The sequence below is a fragment of the Streptomyces sp. KL116D genome, assembly GCF_030766975.1.
Lineage (GTDB): Bacteria > Actinomycetota > Actinomycetes > Streptomycetales > Streptomycetaceae > Streptomyces > Streptomyces longispororuber_A.
On the sequence record NZ_JASERH010000151.1, the window covers coordinates 1 to 19,517 of the forward strand.

The window sequence follows — 19,517 nt, forward strand, 5'->3', positions numbered from 1 at the left end:
CGCTTCTCGGCTGCGGTGTAGTCGTTGTGGGCGTCGAGGTAGTCGGCCACCGCGTCCTGCGTGTCGATGTCCCGGGTCAGGTCCACCGAGCCGTCACGGTCTGGGTAGAGCCGCTCGTACAGGTCGAGCAGGACATCGGGGTCGGCGTCGCCGGGGACCGACGGGGCGCGCCGGGTGACGATCTGCTGCCACGCCCGCTCGCCTGCGGTGCGCAGGTCGGCGACGAGGTCGGCATGGTCGGCGACGCGGATGACGAACTGCCGGTAGTCGTTGCCGCCGATGAGGACTGCGGCGTGCACGTGGTCGAAGCCGCACACGTCGGCCTGCCACAACGTCTGGACGAGGACATCGTCGGCGACGCCGCGCCGGAACTGCCCGGCCTTCATCTTGTCGCGGCACTTGATCTCGACGGCGCACTTCTCGCGGCCGTCGGCGAGCGGGCACTCCAGGACGCGGCGGTCGAGGGTGCACATCTGCCAGGGCCGGTCGATGTTCTGGACGAGGCCGACGCGGCGGACTACGGAGCGGTTGCGTCGGGCCCACTCGCGGGCGACGGTCTCCTCGTTGAGCCGTCCCCACAGGGCCGGTTCGGAGTCGTCGCCTTCGAGGGGGAGGCCGCCCGTCTTGTCGTGCCACACGCTGAGCGCGTTGCCGTAGCGGCTGATGCCGAGGATGGCGGCGATGTCGGAGGAGCCGATGCCTTCGCGTCGGGCGAGGAGCCAGTTCGCGCGGTCGGCGTCGGCGGGGAGGATGAGGCGGCCGGTCGGTGTGACCTTCCGGCCGGCGGCCGGGGCGGTGAGCGCCCCGGCCTGCACGGTGTCAGTCAAGGTCATCGTCCTTCGGCTTCTTGGCGATCGCGGCGTCCCACTCGCTCACGCGGGAGTCGCCGAGGTCGTGGGCGAACGCGAGGACGGAGGCGTTGAGGGCGGTCGCGGCGGCCTTGGCGAGGTCGGTGTGGATCTGCGCCATGGCGAGGTGGTGGTCGGTGGCGGTCGGGTCGGCGGGCAGGCCGTCCGGTTCGCGGAGGTAGGAGGCGGCGGAGAGGTGCCGTTCGGCCTCGCGGTAGTGCTCGGGTCCGGTCATGAGTGGCCCCCCGTACGGGTGTTGACGGTGTAGTGGTGGCGGGTCGGGTCTTCGGTGTGCTCGACGAGGAGGCCCTCGGCGTGCAGCTGCGCGAGGTCGCGGCGGGCGGTGGCCCGCCAGTCGTCGGCCCCGTAGTGGGCGTGGTAGACGGCCTGTACGCGGCGGGTGGTCCACTCGCCCTGCCGCTCGGTGATGGAGCTGCGGAGTAGAGCGAGGCGGTTGCGGGCGCCGGCGCCGAGCGGCCCGGCGGGAGTGGCCGTCGCCGCGGCGTGCGCGGTGGCCTTCTCCCCGAGCGCGTCGTAGGACGCCCGCTCGTCGGTCGCGTGCTCGGCCAGGACGTGGCGCACCTCGTCCATGTCGCTGTGCTCCGCGATGGTCCGGATCGCCCGCACGAGGCCGCGCAGCATGGCGAGCTCGCCCGGGTAGGCCTCGGGGGTGGGGACGGCGCTCACGCGGCACCTGCCTCGCGCTGTGCCGGGATCACCACAGCGGGGGCCGGAGCCAACGACCGCAGCCGCTCGGCCAAGGCCTGGACCTTCTCGCCGTACACAGGGACGGAGAACCCGACCCGGTCGCCGATCTGCTCGACGAGGAGCTTCTCCGGGGCGTGCCCGTCGTACGCGCCGGCACTACCGCGGTCGTCGGCGAACTCCAGGAGCAGGGCCAGGAGTTCCTCGTCGTCAGCGATCGTGGTGACGACGTGCTCGAAGTACGCCTCCAGGTCGAGGACGACGCCGGTCGGGATCCGCCGGAGGTAGATCGGGAACGGGCCGGTCACTGCGGGGCGGCGGAAAATGCGGTGGAAGAACAGACGGATGCGGTTCATCGGGTGCCGCCTTTCGGGGTGTACGGGGTGAAGCCGAGCTCGCAGAGGGCGCAGACGATGACGGAGCCGAGGCCGTACGCCGACGCGCAGAGCAGGGCGAGGCAGAGAGCGAAGAAGCTCACAGGGCACCGCCCGCTACCGGGGTCAGCCAGCGACCCACGAGGTAGTCGTGCATCCGGCAGGCGTCGGCCTCACAGCGCCACGGGTCAATGACCGGAGCGAGCGGGCGCGGCAGCAGGTCCGCCGGGTCGTTCGGGTCCGGGCACCGGCACACCGCCGTGCGTGCCGCGCGGCGGGCCTTCATCCGCGCGAGAATCTGCGCCTGCGTCGGCTGCTCCCACGAGTGGCCACCACGAGCCGTGTGGTACCGGCGGCCGTGCCCGCTGTGCTCGATGCCGCACCAGCGACAGCCGAAAGGGATGGGTGGGCGGCCGTCGGGCCAGCGGATGCGGACCGCCGAGGTGGCCGGGAGGACCTGAGTCGGGGCGAGCAGCGCCGACAACCGATCCGCCGACGCCACCACCGACGGGCCCACCGGCAACGGCAGCGCGTCAGCCGAGCCCGTGATGCCCATCGCCTCCAGATCCGCGAGGGTCTGAAGCACCTCGGCAGGAGCACCCGGCGCCGCACCGGCGAGGCCGTACAACGCGGCACCGCCATGGGTCTGCTCGCGGCGCGTCCACACCGTGCCGTCCACCGTGTTCACCACCAGCGGGGCGCTCACCGGGACACCACCGCGGCGAGGATGTTCGCGAGGACGATCTCGCGAGCGGGCACCGGCACCGACACCCGGACCTCAACCGACGTACCGTCCCTGCCCTTCGGGGTCCGCGTGACCAGCGTCCACAGTTCGAGCCCGTCGTAGGCCGGCGTGACGTGGATCTTTCCGCCGCGCGCCACCAGCCAGGCACCGAGGTCGTCGACGTTCGTGACGGTGATGAACACGGCATCGGCGCGCGGCACGATCGTCGGCGCGGGGAGGGAGATGTAGTCGAGCATCGTCTCGACGGCGATCCGGTTGTCGCTGGTCAGCTCGTAAGAGCTGCGCTGCGAGGGCGGTAGTGTGAGTGGTCATCGGTGACCTCGTGTTCTGTGAGATGGGGTTGCCGAGTCGTGGGGTCGCCGGCCGGGAAAGTCGGGCGGCCCTTCGGCGTTTCTGGAGTGGGGGAGTCAGCCGGTGGCGGCGAGCTCGGGGTCCGTGGCGGCGTTCGCGGCGTGCCACGCCTCGCAGTCGGCGAAGTTGAAGCGCCGCTGGCGGCCGGCGTACGCGACGACCGGCATTCCCTGCTTGATCCACTGGAGGATCTGCCAGTCGGAGACGCCGTAGTACGTCTCCAGCTGCGGCTGGCTCAGCAGCGGGACGAGTCCGGCCGGGAGTGCGGCGAGGCGCTCACTCTTCTTCGGCATCAGACCTTGACCTTTCTACTGTCGTAGTCGAACGTGTGGGCATGCTGAAGAGGTCCTGGAGGGGGGCATTCGTCCGCCGGTGTAGGGCTTCGGCGACGAACCAGGCGGTGCTCAGCTCGCAGGTGTTGCGGGCGGTCTTGCCGCGTCCGGCGATCCGGCCGACGGTGGCGGGGCTGACGCCTCGGCCCGTCGGGTCGATCTCCTTGGTGGCCTCGAGAGTTCCGGCCCGGAGAGGCCGGCCGCCTGCATGGCGTCTCTGAGTGGCTTGCCTTCGCCCTTGCGGCTGACTTTCGGCATATGGACCCCGTGCCTGGTGGTGGTGTTGCTCACCTCGCTGTCGAGGTGATGCGACATTTCTACAGTCGAAGTCGAAGTGCTGTCAATGGGATCCTCCGAGGTGCTCCGAGAATCCTCCGAACCCGTGCAGGAATGGAACACGTGTTCTAGTCTGGTGGCATATCCACATACTGACGGCGCGCGACGGGAGGTCACGCGCTGCGCGCAATCGCGCCACGCTTCTACTTTCACTTGCGAAAAGTAGAAGCGGCGGGGCAATCTTGGCGCGTGGAGAACCAGAGCCGAGCCCTCGCTGAGGACTTCGCGCAAGTGCTGGCCGAGTTGATGACCGAGTACAAGGTCAATGGCAGCAGGGTCGCGGAGGCGATCGACGTCTCCGTCTCCACGGTGAACACCTGGCTGCACCGGAAGCGCACCCCGCGCCACGACGCGATCGTCAGGCTGTCGAGCCGGTACCCGAAGTACAGCGTCAAGCGACTGTCGGATGCCGCCGGCCGGAAGGCTCCTGGGCCGATCTCTCCCGACCGTGCAGAGCGCCTGCTTGAGCTGTTCCAGGGCCTCACGGAGCAGCAGCAGGAGGTCATGGAGATCCAGGCGAAGGCGCTGCGGGACAGCAACCGCTGACCGGTCCTGACGATCTGTCAAGTAGTTGCGTACAACCCTTCCTTGATCGACAAGGTCTCCGCTAAACGGACCCCCTCACTCAGGGTGAATCCGTGCGCACAAAGATGGCTCTGAGTGGTCGCATATTCCCCCAACAGGATGTAGTTTCGACCGCACGGCCGATGTCCTCCCCCACGGCTCTCTCTGGTAGCTCGTGTCTCTGGGGGACCGCCTATGTGCATTCGCGCGCAGTACGCGCCGCTCGCCACGCTCGAACCGTGGGACGCGGACCGTCAACTGATCACCATCCCCTCGGAGTTGCGCATCCCTGAGTTCGCGCTCCGCGCCGTCCGGGCGGTTCTCGCTGAACTCGCCATCCCGCAAGGGGAGCTCGGTGCACGCTGCTGGTGCGGGGAGCCGATCCGGCTCCGCGCGCAGGTTCCCCAGCAGCGAAGGAGTGGCGAGGTGATCAACAGTGGTGCGTAACCACGAGCCCCACCGCAGAGGCGGTGCGGAATTCCCTGCCGATCTTCCACTGAAGAGCTACGGCGCACGGGAGGAGGGCTGTCGTGCCGCGTAGGGCGAGCAACAACCCCCGGCAGATCAGGGTCAAGACGTGCGGGTGCCCACTGTGCATGGAGGCCTACCCGCCGGCCGTCCACGGTGAGCGCAAGCCGCGCCGCGACTGCGTCGGTGCGTGGCAGGCCCGCTACCGCGACCCGACCGGCAAGCAGAAGGCCAAGAACTATTCGATCAAGGACGGCGGGAAGAAGGCTGCGGAGGACTTCCTCGACAGGACCCGCACGGCCGTACGCGATCGCACCTATCGGGACCCGGAGCGGGGCAAGATCCTCCTCGGCGCGTGGTGGGATCAGTACTGGGAGGTGCAGCAGCACAAGGGGAGGGTCAAGACCCGCAACCGAAAGCGGAGCATCTGGACAGCTCACATCCAACCCAAGTGGTCCGCCTACAAGCTGATCGACCTGGAGTTCATGGAGCTTCAGAAGTGGCTCACGCAAGAGGTGAAGGGCTACCGCACTCAGTGCCAGACCAGGCGGCTCCTCATCGGCATCCTCGACGCGGCGATCAAGGACGGCGAACGGATCACCGTCAACCCGGCGGCCCATCTGGAAGTCACGGCCCCCAAGCCGGCCAAGCACCCGGATGATCTGAAGCCACCGACCGAGGCTCAATACGCCCTCATCCATGCGGCGCTGCCGCCGTACTACCAGGTGATTTTCCGGGACTTCGCGAACGAAACCGGGATGCGGCCGGGTGAGTACGCCGGGCTGCGGGATCACTGCATCGACGACGAGAAGAGGGTCGTCTACATCAAGGAGATTCTCGTCCTCGACGGGGGGCGGCTGTGCCGACAAGCCGTGCCCAAGACGGACGCAGGGTTCCGCGCGGTGGCGCTGACGCCGCGGGCATGGAGCGCTGTGTGCTTCATGCGGGAGAAGTGGAAGCCGAAGCGCACGCGGTCGGCGCTCACCGACCCGTACGACCTGCACGTGGACGAGCTCGTGTTCCGCGGCCCCAAGGGCGCGGCGCTGAACCCGAACAACCTTCAGCGGCCGTGGAAGAAGGCGCTCGATCAGTCCGGCGTGGCACGCAAGGTCGTCGACCCGGAGACCGGGCGGACGGAGTGGTGGCCTCGGATCTACGAGTACCGGCACGACGTCACGACCAAGCTGCACAGGCTGGGTGTGCCGGAGCGGGACACGCAAGCTTTCTTGGGGCAGAAGCGCGGCGGCAAGGTCACGTGGATCTACACCCATGAGTCGGAGGGTTCGCAGGAGCGGGTGCGTGCGGCGCTGGCCGGGGAGGGCGGCGAGGGTAGTGGACTCCGGGCCGTTGAGTGACCGGCCGGGGGTGGAATCCACGAAGAGTCCACATGCCCCCCTCGGGGGTTCTCGGAGACTCTCGGAAGATCCTCGATCGGGAAGTCTCAGGGGTTGTCGATCACTCTCGGAGCGCCTCGGAGGATCTCGGAAACGCTGGTCAGGTCGAAGACCTGCCTTACAAGCAGGATGTCGGCGGTTCGAAACCGTCCGCGCCCACCGTGTGAAGTAGCAGGTCAGAGGCCCCTCGGTGTGATCACCGGGGGCCTCTCCTGTGATCAGAGTCCACATAGAGTCCACAACCCCCGGTGATCATGCTCGACTATCACCGGTTCGAGGGATTGATCAGCTCACGACAGGCCGTAGAGTCGCCAGTGACGAGGGCTGGCGTGCCTCCCCGCTCGCGCCAGACGCGCGCTCGTCTTCCTCCTGTGGTGTCCGGGCGGGGAGGCCCGGCCTACAGCCGCGGCCCCCGTCGCATAGATCGGCGGGGGCCGCGCGACAATCGTAGACGCCCTCGCACCCGGGTTCATGGGGTGGGGCGTCGTGCTCTGACTGGATCAGAGCGGGTGCGCCTCCCTCCGGCGGACGCGCGTACATCGGGAGAGGCGCGGGCCCCCATCAGGTGGGGGCCGTCCACGGGTGGTGCAGTTGTCATATGCACGGTGTCGGATGGTTGCCTCAGGCGCCGTAGGCACCGCCCGGAATCACTCGAACGTGCGTTGTATTCGCACGGGTCTTGCACACGTGGCCGATTCGTGATCGAAAAATGTACGCTCGACGATACAGACAGTCGATCATGTGGCGGCCAGCGTTGAGCAGGGTGCCGCCCGCTCCGCCGTCGCCCCGAGTCCTCGCCGCCCGGCGAGCCATCGGCGACCGCATCCGCGCCGCACGCCTCCACGCGAACCTCACCCAAGAGGGACTCGCCGAGCGCGCCGGCCTCGACCGGCAGGCCGTCAACCGCATCGAGCAGGGCCACGCGTCGCCGTACGTCGACACGTTGATCAGCATCGCCATCGCGCTCGACGTCCCACTCCGCGACCTCGTGTGATGGGCGGTGGCCGCCCGGACTTCCTGTGCCCGGGCGTCCACCCTTCCCACCATCGGTCGCGGGGGTCCCGACGATGGGGGGTCTAACGGCGTCCGACCGGAGCCGTCTGCGACAGGGGCGGCTTACTGGGGCACGCCCCCTGATGCCGCTCGACCGTAGGGCCAAGACCCGACCCGACATGCACCACGTCGCGCTCGACGAGTTCGCCGTTCTTGATGGGCGTCTGGCAGAGCCAGCACAAGCGGCCGCCGGCGCTCACCCGCGCACCCCGCGCAGCGTCTCGGTCAGGGCCCTGCGGGTGGGGCACTTCCGCCAGTCCGCCTCGCACCGCTCGCATTCGGCGATGTGGTCGAGCAGCGCCCGGTACGCCAGATCTGTGGGCGTCTCAGGCGCCGCTTCACGTGGGCGGGGTGGGGTGTCGATGTCGCGGAGGAGGTAGGTGGAATCTCTTGAGATGGTCATCAAACGGCCTCCGCGGGAAGTCGGCCGGCGGCGGGACCGAATGCCGCGGCGAGGTACACAGGGTCGGTCAGGGTCCCCGAGCCGTCCGGTGCGTCGACCCAGAAGCGGCCGCACGCGGGTTGCTGGGTCGACGGGCAGTGCAGGGGCCAGTCGAAGGGGTGGACGGTGAGGTGGGCGATGTCGGCGAGCTCTTCGGCGGCGTCCAGCGGGACCAGCCACCATGCGGCGTCGAGGCCGGGGTCGATGAGGAGCGGGCCGCGGGCCCGTGCGGGGATGCGTTTGCGGGCGTGGAGGGCCTCGATCATCTGGGCCTCGGCGGCGAGCCAGTGGGTGGAGCGGATCGGTGCGACGCCGCCCACGCTCCACACTTCGTGGACGAGGCGCGCGTGGCGAGTGCATCGGGCGAGCCAGGTGTCTCCCGGCGCGCGTCGTGCGGGTGTTGTCTTTGCGGCCATGACCAGGACCGTAGGCGTGCGGTCGGCGAGGATGGTGATCGATTGCGCGCGATTGCATCTAACGGTTCGTCAGTTGCGTGGGTTGCTCAGGAGAGATCCAGAGACGCCCGCGCTCGGCCAATCAGGCGACGGGCGATCTGCCCCCGCTCGGCCGACGAATCAGAGCCAGTCCCACGCTCGCTCGTACAGCCGGATGTCTTCCTCGGCCGTGAGCCACAGTTCCTCGGTGATCGTCTCGACGATGACCTGCCGCCGGTCGTAGATCCAGAACGAATGCGCGGCCGTGCGTCGCAGCTGCGACCCGAACGGCAGCACAGCCAGATCAACTTGAGGTTGTCCAACCACGTTGTACAGACGGTCGAGCTGCGCGGCCATCACGCCCGTTGGGCACGAACGGTGATACAGCGCGGCCTCACACAGCAGGAACCGGAACTCGCGGCCCGGCTCATACAGGGCCTCTTGCCGGCGCATGCGGTTCTCTACCGCCTTGTCGGTCGTGGCCGGAATCTCGCGGAAGGAGGGGTTCGAGTCGAAGATGACGCGCGCGTACTCGCGTGTCTGCAAGAGGCCAGGGATGCGGGCCACCTCGAACGCGCGGATCAGCCGAGTCGCCTCGGTCTCACGGATCGCGAGCTTCTGCCGCTCGGCATGTCCGCCCGCGAGCTGTCGCCGCCACGTCCGGTGCTTCAGCTCCACGCCAGCGCGAAGCCCCTGCAGCTCCGGTTCGACGTCGGGCCGGCCTACGGCCGCGGCCCACACCGTGATGTCCTGCGCGCTCGCCGTCTGCTTGCCATTCTGGAGTCGGCTTACCTTCGAGGGCTGCCACTCCAGCTTCGCGGCAAGGTCCTTCCCTTCCATACCCGCCTCGGCGCGCAGCTCTGCGAGTCGCGCGCCGAGGATCTGCCGGGCTTCTTGGAAGTCACTCACACACTGGAACGTACCCCGCGCTGAAACTGCCTGGTAGGCAGAGCGTGGTGCCATGCCGCGTCGCGGGCTTGGCAGGCGGCGAGAACGTCGGCCGGGTCCTCCGTGACGTACACGCCGAGAGTGGTGTCCTCGTCATCGAACGCGAAGCGGGCGAGGATCTTGGAATCGAAAAGCCAGAAGTCGTAGTCGGGCAGGCGAAGTTCGGCGGCCCGCCTGCGGGTGAGGTTGCGGATGTCCTCGCCCGCGGCCACGTTCCCCAGGCCCGACGCAAGGAGGAACTCCTGCCCTGCGTGGCCGGCTCGTCGACAAGCCGAACCCTCTCGAACCGCTTGCCCTGCGCCACCTGCGCGCGGACGTTGTCCCGCCACGCGTTGTCCGGCTCCGTCGAGATGTCCTCGCCCGCCACCCACCGCGCCCACTTCGGACTGTTGCGGTCGGAGGCGTAACCGGTGCGGGTCTCCAAGCGCCACGCGGTGTGCCGGAACTCCGAGAACAGGTGACTGATCTCCTTGAAGGGCACCAGTTCCGGGGCCGGCGTGCGGGGCGCGTAGCGGGTGAGGAGCGAGCGGGGGACGCGGACGAACGACTCGGACGGCTTCACGTCGCGCAGCTCAGCGAGGTGGCCGGGGTCGGTCTCGATGTCCCCCTGAACGAGGATCTCTTCGGTCTCCGGGATCTCGTAGAGGGTGGGGCAGTCTCCGTCGTCGCTGGTGGTGCCGATGAACCTGAGGGTCATGTCGTCCTCCGTCAGCGGGTGTTGGGCGTCCAGCATGCGCCGCGTGTGCACGCTGGGATGGCGGCATTGCGCAGGATTGCAGATCGCGTCCGGCGGCGTGTGATTGCGCGCAATCGGGCATGACGAAACGGCCCCCACCGCCCGAAGGCGATGAGGGCCAAGCTCATACGTACTGGCGTCGGGTCGGATCCAGGCCGGCCGCCACCGGCGGCGCACTATCCGACGGGTCCGGCTGCTCCGGCGGCGGCGCCGCGCCCGTCTTCCGGCAGATCAGCGCGTCCGGGTCATCGGCCGGCGCCTGCCACGAGTACCCGTCCGGGCACTGCGTCGTCCCGTTCGCTCCGTCGGTCCCGTCCTTGCCGTCCTGCCCCGCAGGGCCCGGCGGACCGGACGGACCCGGCACCGTCGAGGCAGGCCCCGGCACGGTCGAGTCAGCGCCCGAGCGCCCGGCGACCCCTGCGGGCCCGGCGACGGCGTGATCGTCGGGCCCGGTTTCCCCGGTCGGCCCTCCTTCCCGGGCGGGCCCGACGGCCCCGGCCGCGGCACCGGCACCGCCGCCCGGTCCGGCAAGTCCTCGACCGCCTTCGCGGGATCCGGGGCGACTGGTTTCTTCCCTGCGGCCTGGATCTGCGCGCGCAGCTCCCGTACATTCCCGGCGAGGGTGGACACGGCGGCGCCGCGGAGGTCCGCCTCGTGCGCGACCTGCTCCCGCGCCGTCGCCTCACGGTGGATGAGGATCAGCGACAGGCTGACGCCGCCGCCGAGGATGAGGAGCGCCGCCGTCATCCACAGCAAGTGGCGTGACTGGTAGAGGACTTGCTCGGTGCGGGTCACGGTGTCCCTCCGAGCTGCGTGACGAGGAGCCGGAGCCGCGAGATCTCGGCCTCCAGTCCGGCGACCTTCGCCTCGGCGGCGGCCGCCATTGCGTGGGCCGTCTTCTCGTCGGCCTCGGCCTTGTCGCGCTCGGCCGTCAGGCGTTGCGTCAGGCTGTCGTAGCCGCTCAATGCTGTGCCCTCCCGGGCTGCCCTGTTGGCGCCGCGGGTGCCGTACATGGCTGCCGCCGCGGCCACGGGCCCCGCGATCAGCGCGGCGATCGCCGTGACCATGGCGGCGTCCATACCACCTCCCGGGCGTGAACATGAGGCAGGTCAGACGCCCTTGACGAGCGACGCCGAGTTGGGGGCGCCGAAGGCTCTGGCGAGGATGCCCTTCACGAGGGAGCCCGCGGCGGCGACTCCGGCCGCGCCCATGGTCTGCCAGAAGCTGGCGTGGAACATGTCGGCCGGCCCCGCGGCGACGGCGACGCCACCGGCCGCGACGACGAACGTGGCGAGGGTGCGCTCGGCGAGGTCGCGGGCGAAGTCGGCGCCGGTCTTGGCGATGCCGCCGATGCTGGGGAGGTTGGTCTCGGTCATGGTTGTTCTCCGATCAGACGTTGGGGACCTGGAGTTTTGTCCAGGTGGTCGGGCCGGGCGGCCACTTCGCGGCGGCGCCGCTGTAGCCGCACTCGCGCTGCCATGCCTCGTACGAGGCCTTGTCGCCGGAGCCGATGACGTCCTTGTTCTTCGAGGACTGGTAGCGGTTGCAGCCGACCGCGACGAGACGGTCGTGCATGGCGGCGACGATCGGAGACTTGCGGCCCATGGTGAACCAGCTCGCCCCGGGGAACGGCTCGTACTTCGGCCTGGTCGGCGTGCCCCCGCCCGCCCATGTGCGCAGCTCGGCCGCGGACATGTAGCAGACGGAGCGGTCGAGCGGCGAGCCGACGAACTGCCAGAACTCCGGGGCGCGGCCCGACGGCCGCGGCCGGGCGCGCTTCTCTGCCTCGGGGTACGAGTCCACCGCCGAGCCCGGGTATGCCGGGTACCAGAGCGGGACGCCGCTCGGGACGTGGCCCGACGCGAGGTCGGAGGCGGAGGTGTAGACGCCGACGCGCTGCCCCGGAAACGCGCGCTCGACGGCGGCGATCCACGCGGCGACCCACGCCTTGATCTGTGAGGCGCTGCGCCCCTTGTAGTTCCGGCCGTCGCTGTAGCGCTCCAGGTCCAGCCAGTGCACGTAGCCGGGCCCGGCGTGCGACCGGACGGCGGCGATGTAGTTCTCCGCCTCGGACGCTGCGCTCTGGTTCGGCCACGCGAAGTGGTAGCTGCCGACGATCAGACCCGCGGCCTTGGCACCGGTGATGTGCGTGGCGTACCGGGAGTCACGCGAGTGCTGGCCTTCGCTGGCCTTGACGAAGGCGAACGCGACACCGTCGCGCTTGTGCTTGGCCCAGTCCTGCGGGCCCTGGTACGCGGATACGTCGATGCCGCGGCTGGTCGTCATCTGATCCCCCTCTACAGGTTGTAGGTGGTCTTGATCTCGGAGCGGGTGATCGCTATCGAGACGCCCTCGCCCGCCCCGAGTTGGGCACGCAGGCCATCAAGGACCGTGTCGACGCTCTGCCCGTCGAGCGGCCCGCCCGCGCCCTCCTGAACGTGAAGGGTCACGACGAGACCGGTCTCGCGCGGACCGTTCGCGACGAGCTGGTGGTACGGGTACGGCATGTCCACTGGTGGCCTCCTAGCCGAGTCGGGTGATGCGCATCAGGGAGCCGACGCCCATCCGGCAACTCCCTGCGTCAGAGGTGTCCTGCGCCCACTGGAGGGCCAGGGTTCCGGCGCTGCTGCCGGTCGTGACGACCGACGTTTCGCGGGCGAGGATCAGGTTCGTTGCGGACTGGCGGTCGCCGTAGAACACGGCCGTGCTGTAGTTGTGCACGCCCCACCGGCCGGTGCCCGCCGGCGTGCTGTCGGACTGATTCGACGCCATGCCGAGCGCGGACCGGTTGCCGGTCACCCCGGCCGGCACCGTCCACGCCGTTTTGATGCCGGAGGACAGGGTGGTCGCCGCGTACCAGAGCTCCATCTCGACGTAGTAGACGGCGTTCGCTTCGAGGGTGGTGGTGAGGTCCGGGTCGTCCGCGAGCGTGGTGGTCGCGGCGCGGTCGGTCGCTGTCGTCTTGCGGATGACTTCGGGGAGCATCGACTGGAGGAGGAGGCCGGTGATCCGCTGACCGGCGTACGTCGAGGGGTACTTGGACATGCGGTCTCCTCAGAGGGCCAGGTAGGCGGGGTGGGCGAGGGCAACCGGCGTTCCGGCCGTCTGTGCTTTGATCACGCGGTTTGCGCTGCGGGTCACCATGTACGTCTGCGGGTTGGTGATCTCGTAGTTGTCGTAGCGGACCTCGACGGACGCGGCGTTGGTGTTGCCGGTGATCCGCACGGACCGCGTTCCGATCTGGTTCGCGGCGGTGATCGCCGTGTCCGTGGTGTCGATGTGCCACGAGCTGGGCTCCGGGTCGGTGATCCGCCAGACCTTGGCGCGCAGCGCGCTGCCGATCACCTGGAATCGGAACCTCACGAACGTGCCGGGCGTGTAGCCCACCGGCGCGGTGAACGTGGAGCCGATCTGTGTCTGTACTCCGGCGACCATCTTGCGGATGGTCATGAGGAGAGAGCCGCCGGTCGTGAACTCGGCCCGGCACATGTACATGTTGGACGCGTCGAGCATCCGCGCGCAGATCGCCCCGTACAGGGAGTCGCCCGTAGCTGCAGCGGACGCGGTCATGTCGCAGTACATGTCGATGTCCGCCGACGGTGCGCTGATCCCCGTCCGTCTCGTGTCGTTGAGGGTCGACAGGACGTGCGAGGCGTACGAGCCGGACAGGGTGTAGTCGGTGGCGACGCCGCCGCCCACGTTCGACCAGGCGTTGCCGGTGTCCGAGGTGCCCCACGTGTTCGACGACGTGCGGGAGAACGTGTCCCGCAACCACGACGAGGTCTTCCGGGACAGGCGGATCGCCCACGCGTACCAGATGTCGGAGGCCGACGGTGTACCGCCGTGACGGGCCCGCATCGAGTAGCGCGACGCGTTCGCCGGCGCGACGAGATCCTGCTCGATCCACGTCCACACCGACGCTGCCACCGGGAACCCGGAGCCTGCGAACCCGGTGGACAGGTAGCTGCCCGCAGCGTCGAACCAGTCGACGCACGGTTGCACGTCGCTCCAGCCGTTGGCGGAGAACGCCCACATGCCCGCCGTGTACGTGGCACCCGGCGTGACCGTGCCGACCGCAGTGGTGGCGCAGGTCGCGCCGCCGGACGATGCCACCCCGTTGGGCACGATCCGCAGCGAGGCGATATGCCCGCGGGTGCGGACACACGTACGTCTGGGAGCGGCTGATCGTCGAGTTCTGCAGCGTCCACGCGCCGGCGTCGGTGTCGAAGAACGCATTGTCGTTGATCATGCTGCCGGTGTTGATGACGGTCATGACCTCGCCGCCGATCCGCCAGTCGAACGGCGTGTCCCTGGCGTTCGGCGTCCACAGCGGGCCCGCCGTCGTGAGGACATCGACGTCCGCCTCCGTCGTCGTCAGATCCTCAGCAAGGACCGAGCCGTCGGTGTCGATCCACGCGAACTCGCGTGCCGCCGACGCCGTCGTCCCATCACCCGCCCACGCTGCGTCCCACGGCCCGGCCGGCGTGCAGTTGAAATCGATCGACCACGTGAACTGATCGAGCACCTCGCTGTAGCCCTGGCACATCAGGTCGATGGTGTCCGGCGGCAGCCACGACGGCGGGTTGAGGATCTGCATGCGGGAGCCGGTGTCGACGACCGCCGCCGCGTCGATCATCTGCGGGGCTGCCGCCAAATTGACGCGCACGACCGGGTAGCGGGTCTCGTCCCACGTGCCGAGGTGCAGCAGCCATCCCGCGTGCTCGCTGGTCTGCGGGTCGGTGGCGAGGTTGCGGGTGACGCTGTCCGAGTAGCGGCCCACGCCGGACGGCGGGGCCTGCGTCGACAGGGTGCCGGTGTCGAGGGTGCGGCGCGTGGACGAGCCGTTCGCGCGCTGGACGGTGATGTCGTTGCGGACGGACTGGTCGTCGTCGGTGGGGTCGAGCGGGGCGACGAGTCCTGTGCCGCCGGTGTAGTTCAGCGTCAGCACGGGCGCCTGGTTGTAGAGGCTGACGTGGTCGCGGAGGCGCAGGCCGAGGTAGCCGCGCTCCTCGCACAGGATGCCCTCGTCGGCAGCCTCCGCGTCGTGCAGGAGGTCGAGGAGCGTGGAGGTGCCCTGTATCCCCATGCGCTCATCAGAGATGGACGCGGTGTGCGAGACGATGCCCTCCTCGACGCCGAGCCGGTACACGCGGGAGGTGGTGGATTCCCCCTGCCAGCCGACGAGGGCGCCGAGAGTCGAGGCGTAGGCCGTCGCCGTGTTCGCGATGGCCACATGGCCCACGGCCGTACCGTTCAGCGCGCCGTCCTGCCCGATGCGGACCTCGCTCGCGGAGCCTGCCGTGTACCCGGCGAGGGTGCCACTGACGGAGGCCGAGTCGGCGACGGTCAGCGTGGACGAGTCGAGCTTGATCACGATCAGCTTGTAGGAGATGTCGGCGCCGACCTGCGTGAGCTCGATACCGATCGACCGCCGGCTGCCATTGATCTGGAAGTTGACGAAGGTGGTGGTCAGGATTTGTGCACCGTCCGCGTCATACGCGCGGAGATCCAGGTTGCCTGCGGAGTTGAGGAACAGGCTCCAAGTGCGGGCCGTGCCCGTCGTCGTGAAGCAGAACAGCCGGTCCGTGAAGCTGACGCCGCCCGCCGGCGCGGCCGCGAAGAACCGGGCGAACAGGGCGCCCGTCGCCGGATACGGCGCCGGCCGGACCGTCGTCATCCCCGACGAGTACGTCGGCAGCGGAGCACTGGCCACCCAGTCCGAGTACGCGGCCGGCGTCACCCCCGACGACGGCACCGACATGGCCGGCTGCCCGTCGAGCCCCGACGCGAACGCGGTCGCCGATGCCTCGTCCTCCATCGGCCAGTACGCGACGATGCCCGTGCGCATGGGGTTGGTGAACTCGCGGAACATCGGCGACCGGACTGGGCTCGCGCCCTGCGACAGGCGCCGCATCACCCCCGACGCCTCCAGCTGCACGACGGGATCGAACCGGTTGGCCCACCGCCCCGGCCACGCCGACACCTCGCCCGCGAACCGCGTCTGCCGGTTGGTGATCTGCGAGCCGCCGAACATCGTCCACGTCCGGCCCGCCGAGTCGGCGAACGACCCGGCACCCACGGCCTGTTGGTTGAACCGCGGCTGCGCGACGACCGTGCCCCACAGGCCGCTACGCACCTCGGCGGCATGGAACCGGCCGAGCGGCCACATCAGGTTGAAGCTGGTCGCGCGGCCGACCCGCAGCGGGGCCGACGAGTTCGAGATGCTGGTGACACCGGTCCCGGTCACAGGGTCGCCGAGCTGCGTGAACGGTGAGTCGAGGGAGTCCGCCGTGTAGAACCTCGCAGTCCAGCCGCCGGAGCCATTGTTGACGTCGAGGGTCGCCCGGATCGTGAGGCGGCCCGAGCCGGGGATGACGGGCGGGATCGTCGACGACGCGGACAGAGTCGTCGTCCCGTCCGGCGACCACTCCAGGTACAGGCGCCCGATCTGCGTGCCGAGGAACCACGCTCGCTGAGGTGCCGCCCCGTGCTTGCCGATGATCTGCACGGTGGGGGTGGCACCGCTCGACGTGGCCGGCAGCCAGTTGGACAGGGTGACATCCGCGCGGACGTCGAGGTCGCCCGTGATGTCGAGGGCCGCCGTGTCCGGCGTCTCGGCGTAGTCGGAGAACGTGCCGGGCAGGTCGAGGTACGGGGTGCCCGTCATCACGCTGACGCGCAGCGGGGTGTTGCGGCCGATCTGCCCGTACAGGGGACTCGTCGGCAGGCGCGGCGAGTACTTGCCCGCCGGGTTCTTCAGGGTGAGCGCGCAGCAGGGACGTGTCGACCTGCTGCCCCTCGTTCGACCGGCCGCGGGTGATACGGATCTGGGACTCGCCGCGCACGTCGGAGGTGACGTCCGTCCACGTCGCTCCGGTCTTCAGCTCGACCTTGATCGGTAGCGGTGTCTGCGGGAACGCCATGATCAACCCACCCCCAATGCGCGCTGCACGTCGCCGCCGAGACCGCGGATCTCACCGCGCAACGGGTCGATGAGCACCCGCGCGAGAGTCCGCCCGTCGAGCTGAATCACGGCCATGATCGGCGAGCCCGATCCTCCGCCCGCATCGGCCGCCATACGGCGCGACGTGTGCGCCGGATACACCCGCGACCCGTACGGCAGCCGGGCCAGCTCCGGGCCGTGCTCGCCCACCCACGTCAGCCCGCCGCGCGCACCGCCGGTCGCCGCGCCGATGATTCCGCCGCTGGCCTTGCCGCCGATCGCCCGCTTGATGGACCGCTCGATCGCAGCGGCCAGCTTGTCCATGGCCTTCTCAAGCTTGTCCTGCTGCTTCGTCAGCATGGTCACGGACGACTGCGCAAGCTTGAGCTGCGCCCCGTACACCGCGTCCGAGGTCGTTGCCCCGGCCGCCTTCGCGCTCGTCCCGATCTGGCCTTGCAGCTTGTTCAGGCTGGCGATCTCCGACTTCGAGGCGCCCAAGAGCGCGCCCGCGGTCTCCAGGCCGCCGCCGTCGATTCCGGCCTCGCCGATCTGCTGGATCAGCGCCGATGACAGCCCCTGCTTCTTCAGGCTGGCGAGCGCGTTGGAGAACGCGGACGCCTTGTCACGGGACGCGGTGAGGCCGCCCATGATGCTGCGCACGGTGACCGGGCCGTCGCCGCTCGCGCCCTTGGTGATGTTCGCCGAGGACAGCACGCCACCCTTGACGGAGTCGGAGAGCTGCGTCGCCGCGTTCTTCAGGTCCGCGAGTTTCGTCTTCGCCTTGTCGAGAGCCTCGTTGACCTTGGCCAACGAGCGCTCGTTCTTGATGAGGGAGCGGCCGTAGGAGTCGAGCATCCGCAGGAGACCGCGCTCCTGGCTGCCGTGCGTGCTCTTCATGATCGTGGAGCGCCACTGGTTCAGCGCAGACACGAGAGGGCCGATCGACTCCGGCCTCGCCAAGGCGTTGCGGATCTCCGTGTTCTTGTAGCCCGCCATCGTCCCGAAGTGCGTGATGGACAGGTCGCCCTGAGCCGCGTTGCGGGCATCGCGCTCCGCCTTCGTGACAGAGCCACCCTTCGCGAAGCTGGCCAGCTTCAGACGGCCCGCGTTCAGCGCGTCGAAGAACGGCACCCCTGTACTTGCGGACCGAAGCCGCCTGCATGACGTACTCGGTGTTCGACACCGCGGCGGCCGCACCCGAGCCGAACATGGCGAGGATGGAATCCGAAGTGCCCGACCCGGGCCCCTGGACGTACCCGCCGTTCGGGATCGCCTGCACGTTGCCGCCGTCGGCGTACCCGCGGACCGGGCCACCGAACGCTCTGAACGTCTCCGCGTAGTTCTTCGCCGCCTGGTTGCCGCCGCCGCTGGCCTGAACCGTCTTGAACACGGTGAGCTTGGTGGTGGTGAGCGTGATGTTCTTGCTCTTCAGTGCGTCGCGTGCCCGCTGGAGTGCGCGGATGTTGGACATTGCCGACCCGGTCGCAGCCGTGACGGAGAACTTCCCGTTCGGCAGACGCTTGACCTTGTAGCCGAGACTCTCCAGCGTCGAGATCGCGTCCTTGGTCAACGCCTTGACCGTCACGCTCTTGGCATTCGGCGCCCTCTTGATCGCCGAGATCACCGAGGACAGACCCGCGATCGCGTCCTCAGTCTGCATCTGGATCTTCGTCTTGTGGGACGACGGAATGTTCATGATCTCGGTAGCAAGTTGCGCCGCCTCAGACCGCGACAGACCCATCGCACGGGCGCTCGCGATGAACTGCTCGCGGCCCCGCGCATAGATCCCGTTCACCCGCTCCCACGACGCGCCCGACTCCCGCGCGCTGGTCGCCGCGTCCTTCGTCTTAGTGCCCAGATCCTGGAGCGCCATCGCGGCGGCCTGGGCCTTCGGCGAGTTGAGATCGAGCTGGCCGCCGACCATGCGCAGGGCGCCAGCGTTCTTCTGTGCCGCCTTCTGCGCCGCGTCGATGCTCGCCTCGAACCCGATCATTCCGCCGAGCGCCGCGCGGTTCACGTCATTGAGGGCCTCGATGCTCTGCCGCAGCCCATCCGCGCTGGCCTTCTGTGCGGCCAGCTTCTCGCCCGTCGCCTGAGCCTGCGCACCGAAGATGCCCATGCTCTCGGCCGCGAGCTGCTGCTCGAAGGCTTGGTCGGCGAGAGCCGACTTGTAGTCGTCGAGCTTCCCCTTCAACTCGCCCGACGACAGCCCCTGCTTCTTCATCGCCGCAGCGATGCGGTCGAACTGCAGCCGAAGCGAGATCCGCCTTGCCGCCCTTGACCATGTTCGCGAGCGCCTTGTCGACGCCGTCGAGGTCTTCCTTCGCGTTCTTGATCGGCGTCGAGTCCATGCCGAACAGGCCCACGATGCCCTGCTGAATCCCCTCCATCGTCGAAGGCCGAGCCAGCGTGCGCAGCGACTCGGCGAGCCCGTCGAAGTCCTTGCCGTACGCGCGCGCTGCCTCGCCGCTGACCTTGCCGGACTCGCCGAGCTTGCCGAGCGACGTCGTCAGCCGGTCGACATCCGGCGGTGCGCTCTTGCCGATGGACGCGAGCTTGGACAGGACGAGCACGGCGGCCGTGATCCCGGCGACCACGACGGTCGCCTTGGCCGCCGTGCCGAGGGTGAGGAACGCGGCCCGCAGTCCAGCGATGCCGCCGCCGGCGGCGAGGGACGCGGCGCGCAGCGCGCCGAGGGACGTGGCCAGTCCGGTCACGCCGCCGGACACTGCGGCCATGCCGACACCGGCCAACTTGATCAGCTTGAAAGCCGTGTAGACCTGCATCAAGTTCGCCAGCAACCCGGCGGGCACGGCCGACACGAGCTGCGCGAAAGCGTTGACC

At 69.2% G+C, this 19,517-nt stretch carries 25 protein-coding genes and 1 pseudogene; 6 read left to right on the top strand and 20 right to left on the bottom strand.

Annotated features, from left to right (window positions below):
- The 8 genes from RBJ77_RS59775 to RBJ77_RS59810 form a co-directional block, all read right to left on the bottom strand.
- Positions 1 to 827, bottom strand: an 827-nt coding sequence (locus RBJ77_RS59775; protein ID WP_372352596.1) for a YqaJ viral recombinase family protein, incomplete at its 3' end; no start/stop codon positions are given.
- A complete protein-coding gene (locus tag RBJ77_RS59780; protein ID WP_372352597.1) occupies positions 820 to 1,083 on the bottom strand; it encodes a hypothetical protein in 264 nt (87 codons plus the stop codon). The genes RBJ77_RS59775 and RBJ77_RS59780, both read right to left, overlap by 8 nt.
- Positions 1,080 to 1,535: a hypothetical protein gene (locus RBJ77_RS59785; protein WP_372352598.1), complete on the bottom strand. Its 456-nt coding sequence runs from the start codon at positions 1,533 to 1,535 to the stop codon at positions 1,080 to 1,082. The genes RBJ77_RS59780 and RBJ77_RS59785 overlap by 4 nt, the downstream gene beginning before the upstream one ends.
- On the bottom strand, positions 1,532 to 1,909 hold the full coding sequence (locus tag RBJ77_RS59790; RefSeq protein WP_372352599.1) for a hypothetical protein: 378 nt from the start codon (positions 1,907 to 1,909) through the stop codon (positions 1,532 to 1,534). Before RBJ77_RS59790 ends, RBJ77_RS59785 begins: the two co-directional genes overlap by 4 nt.
- Positions 1,906 to 2,031 carry a hypothetical protein gene (locus RBJ77_RS59795; RefSeq protein WP_372352600.1) on the bottom strand — a complete coding sequence of 42 codons (126 nt, stop codon included), beginning with the start codon at positions 2,029 to 2,031 and terminating at the stop codon, positions 1,906 to 1,908. The genes RBJ77_RS59790 and RBJ77_RS59795 overlap by 4 nt, the downstream gene beginning before the upstream one ends.
- Entirely contained in the window at positions 2,028 to 2,606 is a 579-nt protein-coding gene (locus RBJ77_RS59800) for a hypothetical protein (RefSeq protein ID WP_372352601.1), read from the bottom strand. The genes RBJ77_RS59795 and RBJ77_RS59800 overlap by 4 nt, the downstream gene beginning before the upstream one ends.
- A gap of 23 nt (positions 2,607 to 2,629) precedes the next feature.
- Positions 2,630 to 2,908: a hypothetical protein gene (locus tag RBJ77_RS59805; protein ID WP_372352602.1), complete on the bottom strand. Its 279-nt coding sequence runs from the start codon at positions 2,906 to 2,908 to the stop codon at positions 2,630 to 2,632.
- Positions 2,909 to 3,079: 171 nt separating this feature from the next.
- Entirely contained in the window at positions 3,080 to 3,316 is a 237-nt protein-coding gene (locus RBJ77_RS59810; RefSeq protein ID WP_372352603.1) for a hypothetical protein, read from the bottom strand.
- 564 nt (positions 3,317 to 3,880) lie between these two features.
- Here RBJ77_RS59810 and RBJ77_RS59815 point away from each other — a divergent pair.
- The 4 genes from RBJ77_RS59815 to RBJ77_RS59830 all read left to right on the top strand — a co-directional run bounded on the left by RBJ77_RS59815 (position 3,881) and on the right by RBJ77_RS59830 (position 7,111).
- Positions 3,881 to 4,237, top strand: coding sequence for a helix-turn-helix domain-containing protein (locus tag RBJ77_RS59815; protein WP_372352604.1), 357 nt, complete (start codon positions 3,881 to 3,883; stop codon positions 4,235 to 4,237).
- A gap of 213 nt (positions 4,238 to 4,450) precedes the next feature.
- Positions 4,451 to 4,702, top strand: a complete 252-nt coding sequence (locus RBJ77_RS59820) for a hypothetical protein (RefSeq protein ID WP_372352605.1) — start codon at positions 4,451 to 4,453, stop codon at positions 4,700 to 4,702.
- 149 nt (positions 4,703 to 4,851) lie between these two features.
- Positions 4,852 to 6,078 (top strand): tyrosine recombinase XerC, encoded by a 1,227-nt coding sequence (gene xerC, locus RBJ77_RS59825; RefSeq protein WP_372352606.1) that lies wholly within the window; start codon positions 4,852 to 4,854, stop codon positions 6,076 to 6,078.
- Positions 6,079 to 6,880: 802 nt separating this feature from the next.
- Entirely contained in the window at positions 6,881 to 7,111 is a 231-nt protein-coding gene (locus tag RBJ77_RS59830; protein ID WP_372352677.1) for a helix-turn-helix domain-containing protein, read from the top strand.
- 255 nt (positions 7,112 to 7,366) lie between these two features.
- On the opposite strand, the gene RBJ77_RS59835 is transcribed toward RBJ77_RS59830, so the two are convergent.
- The 10 genes and pseudogenes from RBJ77_RS59835 to RBJ77_RS59880 form a co-directional block, all read right to left on the bottom strand.
- Positions 7,367 to 7,573: a hypothetical protein gene (locus tag RBJ77_RS59835; RefSeq protein WP_372352607.1), complete on the bottom strand. Its 207-nt coding sequence runs from the start codon at positions 7,571 to 7,573 to the stop codon at positions 7,367 to 7,369.
- A complete protein-coding gene (locus RBJ77_RS59840) occupies positions 7,573 to 7,932 on the bottom strand; it encodes a hypothetical protein (protein ID WP_372352608.1) in 360 nt (119 codons plus the stop codon). The genes RBJ77_RS59835 and RBJ77_RS59840 overlap by 1 nt, the downstream gene beginning before the upstream one ends.
- A gap of 255 nt (positions 7,933 to 8,187) precedes the next feature.
- Entirely contained in the window at positions 8,188 to 8,955 is a 768-nt protein-coding gene (locus RBJ77_RS59845; RefSeq protein ID WP_372352609.1) for a helix-turn-helix domain-containing protein, read from the bottom strand.
- Positions 8,952 to 9,691, bottom strand: a pseudogene (locus RBJ77_RS59850) (DUF6879 family protein). Before RBJ77_RS59850 ends, RBJ77_RS59845 begins: the two are co-directional and overlap by 4 nt.
- An 830-nt stretch (positions 9,692 to 10,521) precedes the next feature.
- Entirely contained in the window at positions 10,522 to 10,809 is a 288-nt protein-coding gene (locus RBJ77_RS59855; protein WP_372352610.1) for a hypothetical protein, read from the bottom strand.
- 30 nt (positions 10,810 to 10,839) lie between these two features.
- On the bottom strand, positions 10,840 to 11,106 hold the full coding sequence (locus RBJ77_RS59860) for a hypothetical protein (RefSeq protein WP_372352611.1): 267 nt from the start codon (positions 11,104 to 11,106) through the stop codon (positions 10,840 to 10,842).
- 13 nt (positions 11,107 to 11,119) lie between these two features.
- Entirely contained in the window at positions 11,120 to 12,016 is an 897-nt protein-coding gene (locus RBJ77_RS59865; protein WP_372352612.1) for a GH25 family lysozyme, read from the bottom strand.
- Between the two features lie 11 nt (positions 12,017 to 12,027).
- Positions 12,028 to 12,237 (bottom strand): hypothetical protein, encoded by a 210-nt coding sequence (locus RBJ77_RS59870; RefSeq protein ID WP_372352613.1) that lies wholly within the window; start codon positions 12,235 to 12,237, stop codon positions 12,028 to 12,030.
- A 16-nt stretch (positions 12,238 to 12,253) separates the two neighbouring features.
- Entirely contained in the window at positions 12,254 to 12,775 is a 522-nt protein-coding gene (locus RBJ77_RS59875; protein ID WP_372352614.1) for a hypothetical protein, read from the bottom strand.
- A gap of 9 nt (positions 12,776 to 12,784) precedes the next feature.
- Entirely contained in the window at positions 12,785 to 13,855 is a 1,071-nt protein-coding gene (locus RBJ77_RS59880; RefSeq protein ID WP_372352615.1) for a hypothetical protein, read from the bottom strand.
- Positions 13,856 to 14,001: 146 nt separating this feature from the next.
- Here RBJ77_RS59880 and RBJ77_RS59885 point away from each other — a divergent pair, with 146 nt between their 5' ends.
- Both RBJ77_RS59885 and RBJ77_RS59890 read left to right on the top strand, forming a co-directional pair.
- Positions 14,002 to 14,247 carry a hypothetical protein gene (locus tag RBJ77_RS59885; protein ID WP_372352616.1) on the top strand — a complete coding sequence of 82 codons (246 nt, stop codon included), beginning with the start codon at positions 14,002 to 14,004 and terminating at the stop codon, positions 14,245 to 14,247.
- 1,026 nt (positions 14,248 to 15,273) lie between these two features.
- Positions 15,274 to 16,026 (top strand): hypothetical protein, encoded by a 753-nt coding sequence (locus tag RBJ77_RS59890; protein ID WP_372352617.1) that lies wholly within the window; start codon positions 15,274 to 15,276, stop codon positions 16,024 to 16,026.
- Positions 16,027 to 16,655: 629 nt separating this feature from the next.
- On the opposite strand, the gene RBJ77_RS59895 is transcribed toward RBJ77_RS59890, so the two are convergent.
- Both RBJ77_RS59895 and RBJ77_RS59900 read right to left on the bottom strand, forming a co-directional pair.
- Positions 16,656 to 17,387: a hypothetical protein gene (locus tag RBJ77_RS59895; protein WP_372352618.1), complete on the bottom strand. Its 732-nt coding sequence runs from the start codon at positions 17,385 to 17,387 to the stop codon at positions 16,656 to 16,658.
- Entirely contained in the window at positions 17,296 to 18,897 is a 1,602-nt protein-coding gene (locus tag RBJ77_RS59900) for a hypothetical protein (RefSeq protein ID WP_372352619.1), read from the bottom strand. The genes RBJ77_RS59895 and RBJ77_RS59900 overlap by 92 nt, the downstream gene beginning before the upstream one ends.
- Positions 18,898 to 19,517: the final 620 nt, after the last annotated feature.

Coding starts and splice junctions, on each gene's coding strand:
- RBJ77_RS59875 (WP_372352614.1), bottom strand. CDS start 12,775: ATGTCCAAGTACCCCTCGACGTACGCCGGTCAGCGGATCACCGGCCTC.
- RBJ77_RS59820 (WP_372352605.1), top strand. CDS start 4,451: ATGTGCATTCGCGCGCAGTACGCGCCGCTCGCCACGCTCGAACCGTGG.
- RBJ77_RS59900 (WP_372352619.1), bottom strand. CDS start 18,897: ATGAAGAAGCAGGGGCTGTCGTCGGGCGAGTTGAAGGGGAAGCTCGAC.
- RBJ77_RS59885 (WP_372352616.1), top strand. CDS start 14,002: ATGACCTCGCCGCCGATCCGCCAGTCGAACGGCGTGTCCCTGGCGTTC.
- RBJ77_RS59855 (WP_372352610.1), bottom strand. CDS start 10,809: ATGGACGCCGCCATGGTCACGGCGATCGCCGCGCTGATCGCGGGGCCC.
- RBJ77_RS59805 (WP_372352602.1), bottom strand. CDS start 2,908: ATGCTCGACTACATCTCCCTCCCCGCGCCGACGATCGTGCCGCGCGCC.
- RBJ77_RS59865 (WP_372352612.1), bottom strand. CDS start 12,016: ATGACGACCAGCCGCGGCATCGACGTATCCGCGTACCAGGGCCCGCAG.
- RBJ77_RS59835 (WP_372352607.1), bottom strand. CDS start 7,573: ATGACCATCTCAAGAGATTCCACCTACCTCCTCCGCGACATCGACACC.
- RBJ77_RS59780 (WP_372352597.1), bottom strand. CDS start 1,083: ATGACCGGACCCGAGCACTACCGCGAGGCCGAACGGCACCTCTCCGCC.
- RBJ77_RS59790 (WP_372352599.1), bottom strand. CDS start 1,909: ATGAACCGCATCCGTCTGTTCTTCCACCGCATTTTCCGCCGCCCCGCA.
- RBJ77_RS59860 (WP_372352611.1), bottom strand. CDS start 11,106: ATGACCGAGACCAACCTCCCCAGCATCGGCGGCATCGCCAAGACCGGC.
- RBJ77_RS59870 (WP_372352613.1), bottom strand. CDS start 12,237: ATGCCGTACCCGTACCACCAGCTCGTCGCGAACGGTCCGCGCGAGACC.
- RBJ77_RS59810 (WP_372352603.1), bottom strand. CDS start 3,316: ATGCCGAAGAAGAGTGAGCGCCTCGCCGCACTCCCGGCCGGACTCGTC.
- xerC (WP_372352606.1), top strand. CDS start 4,852: ATGGAGGCCTACCCGCCGGCCGTCCACGGTGAGCGCAAGCCGCGCCGC.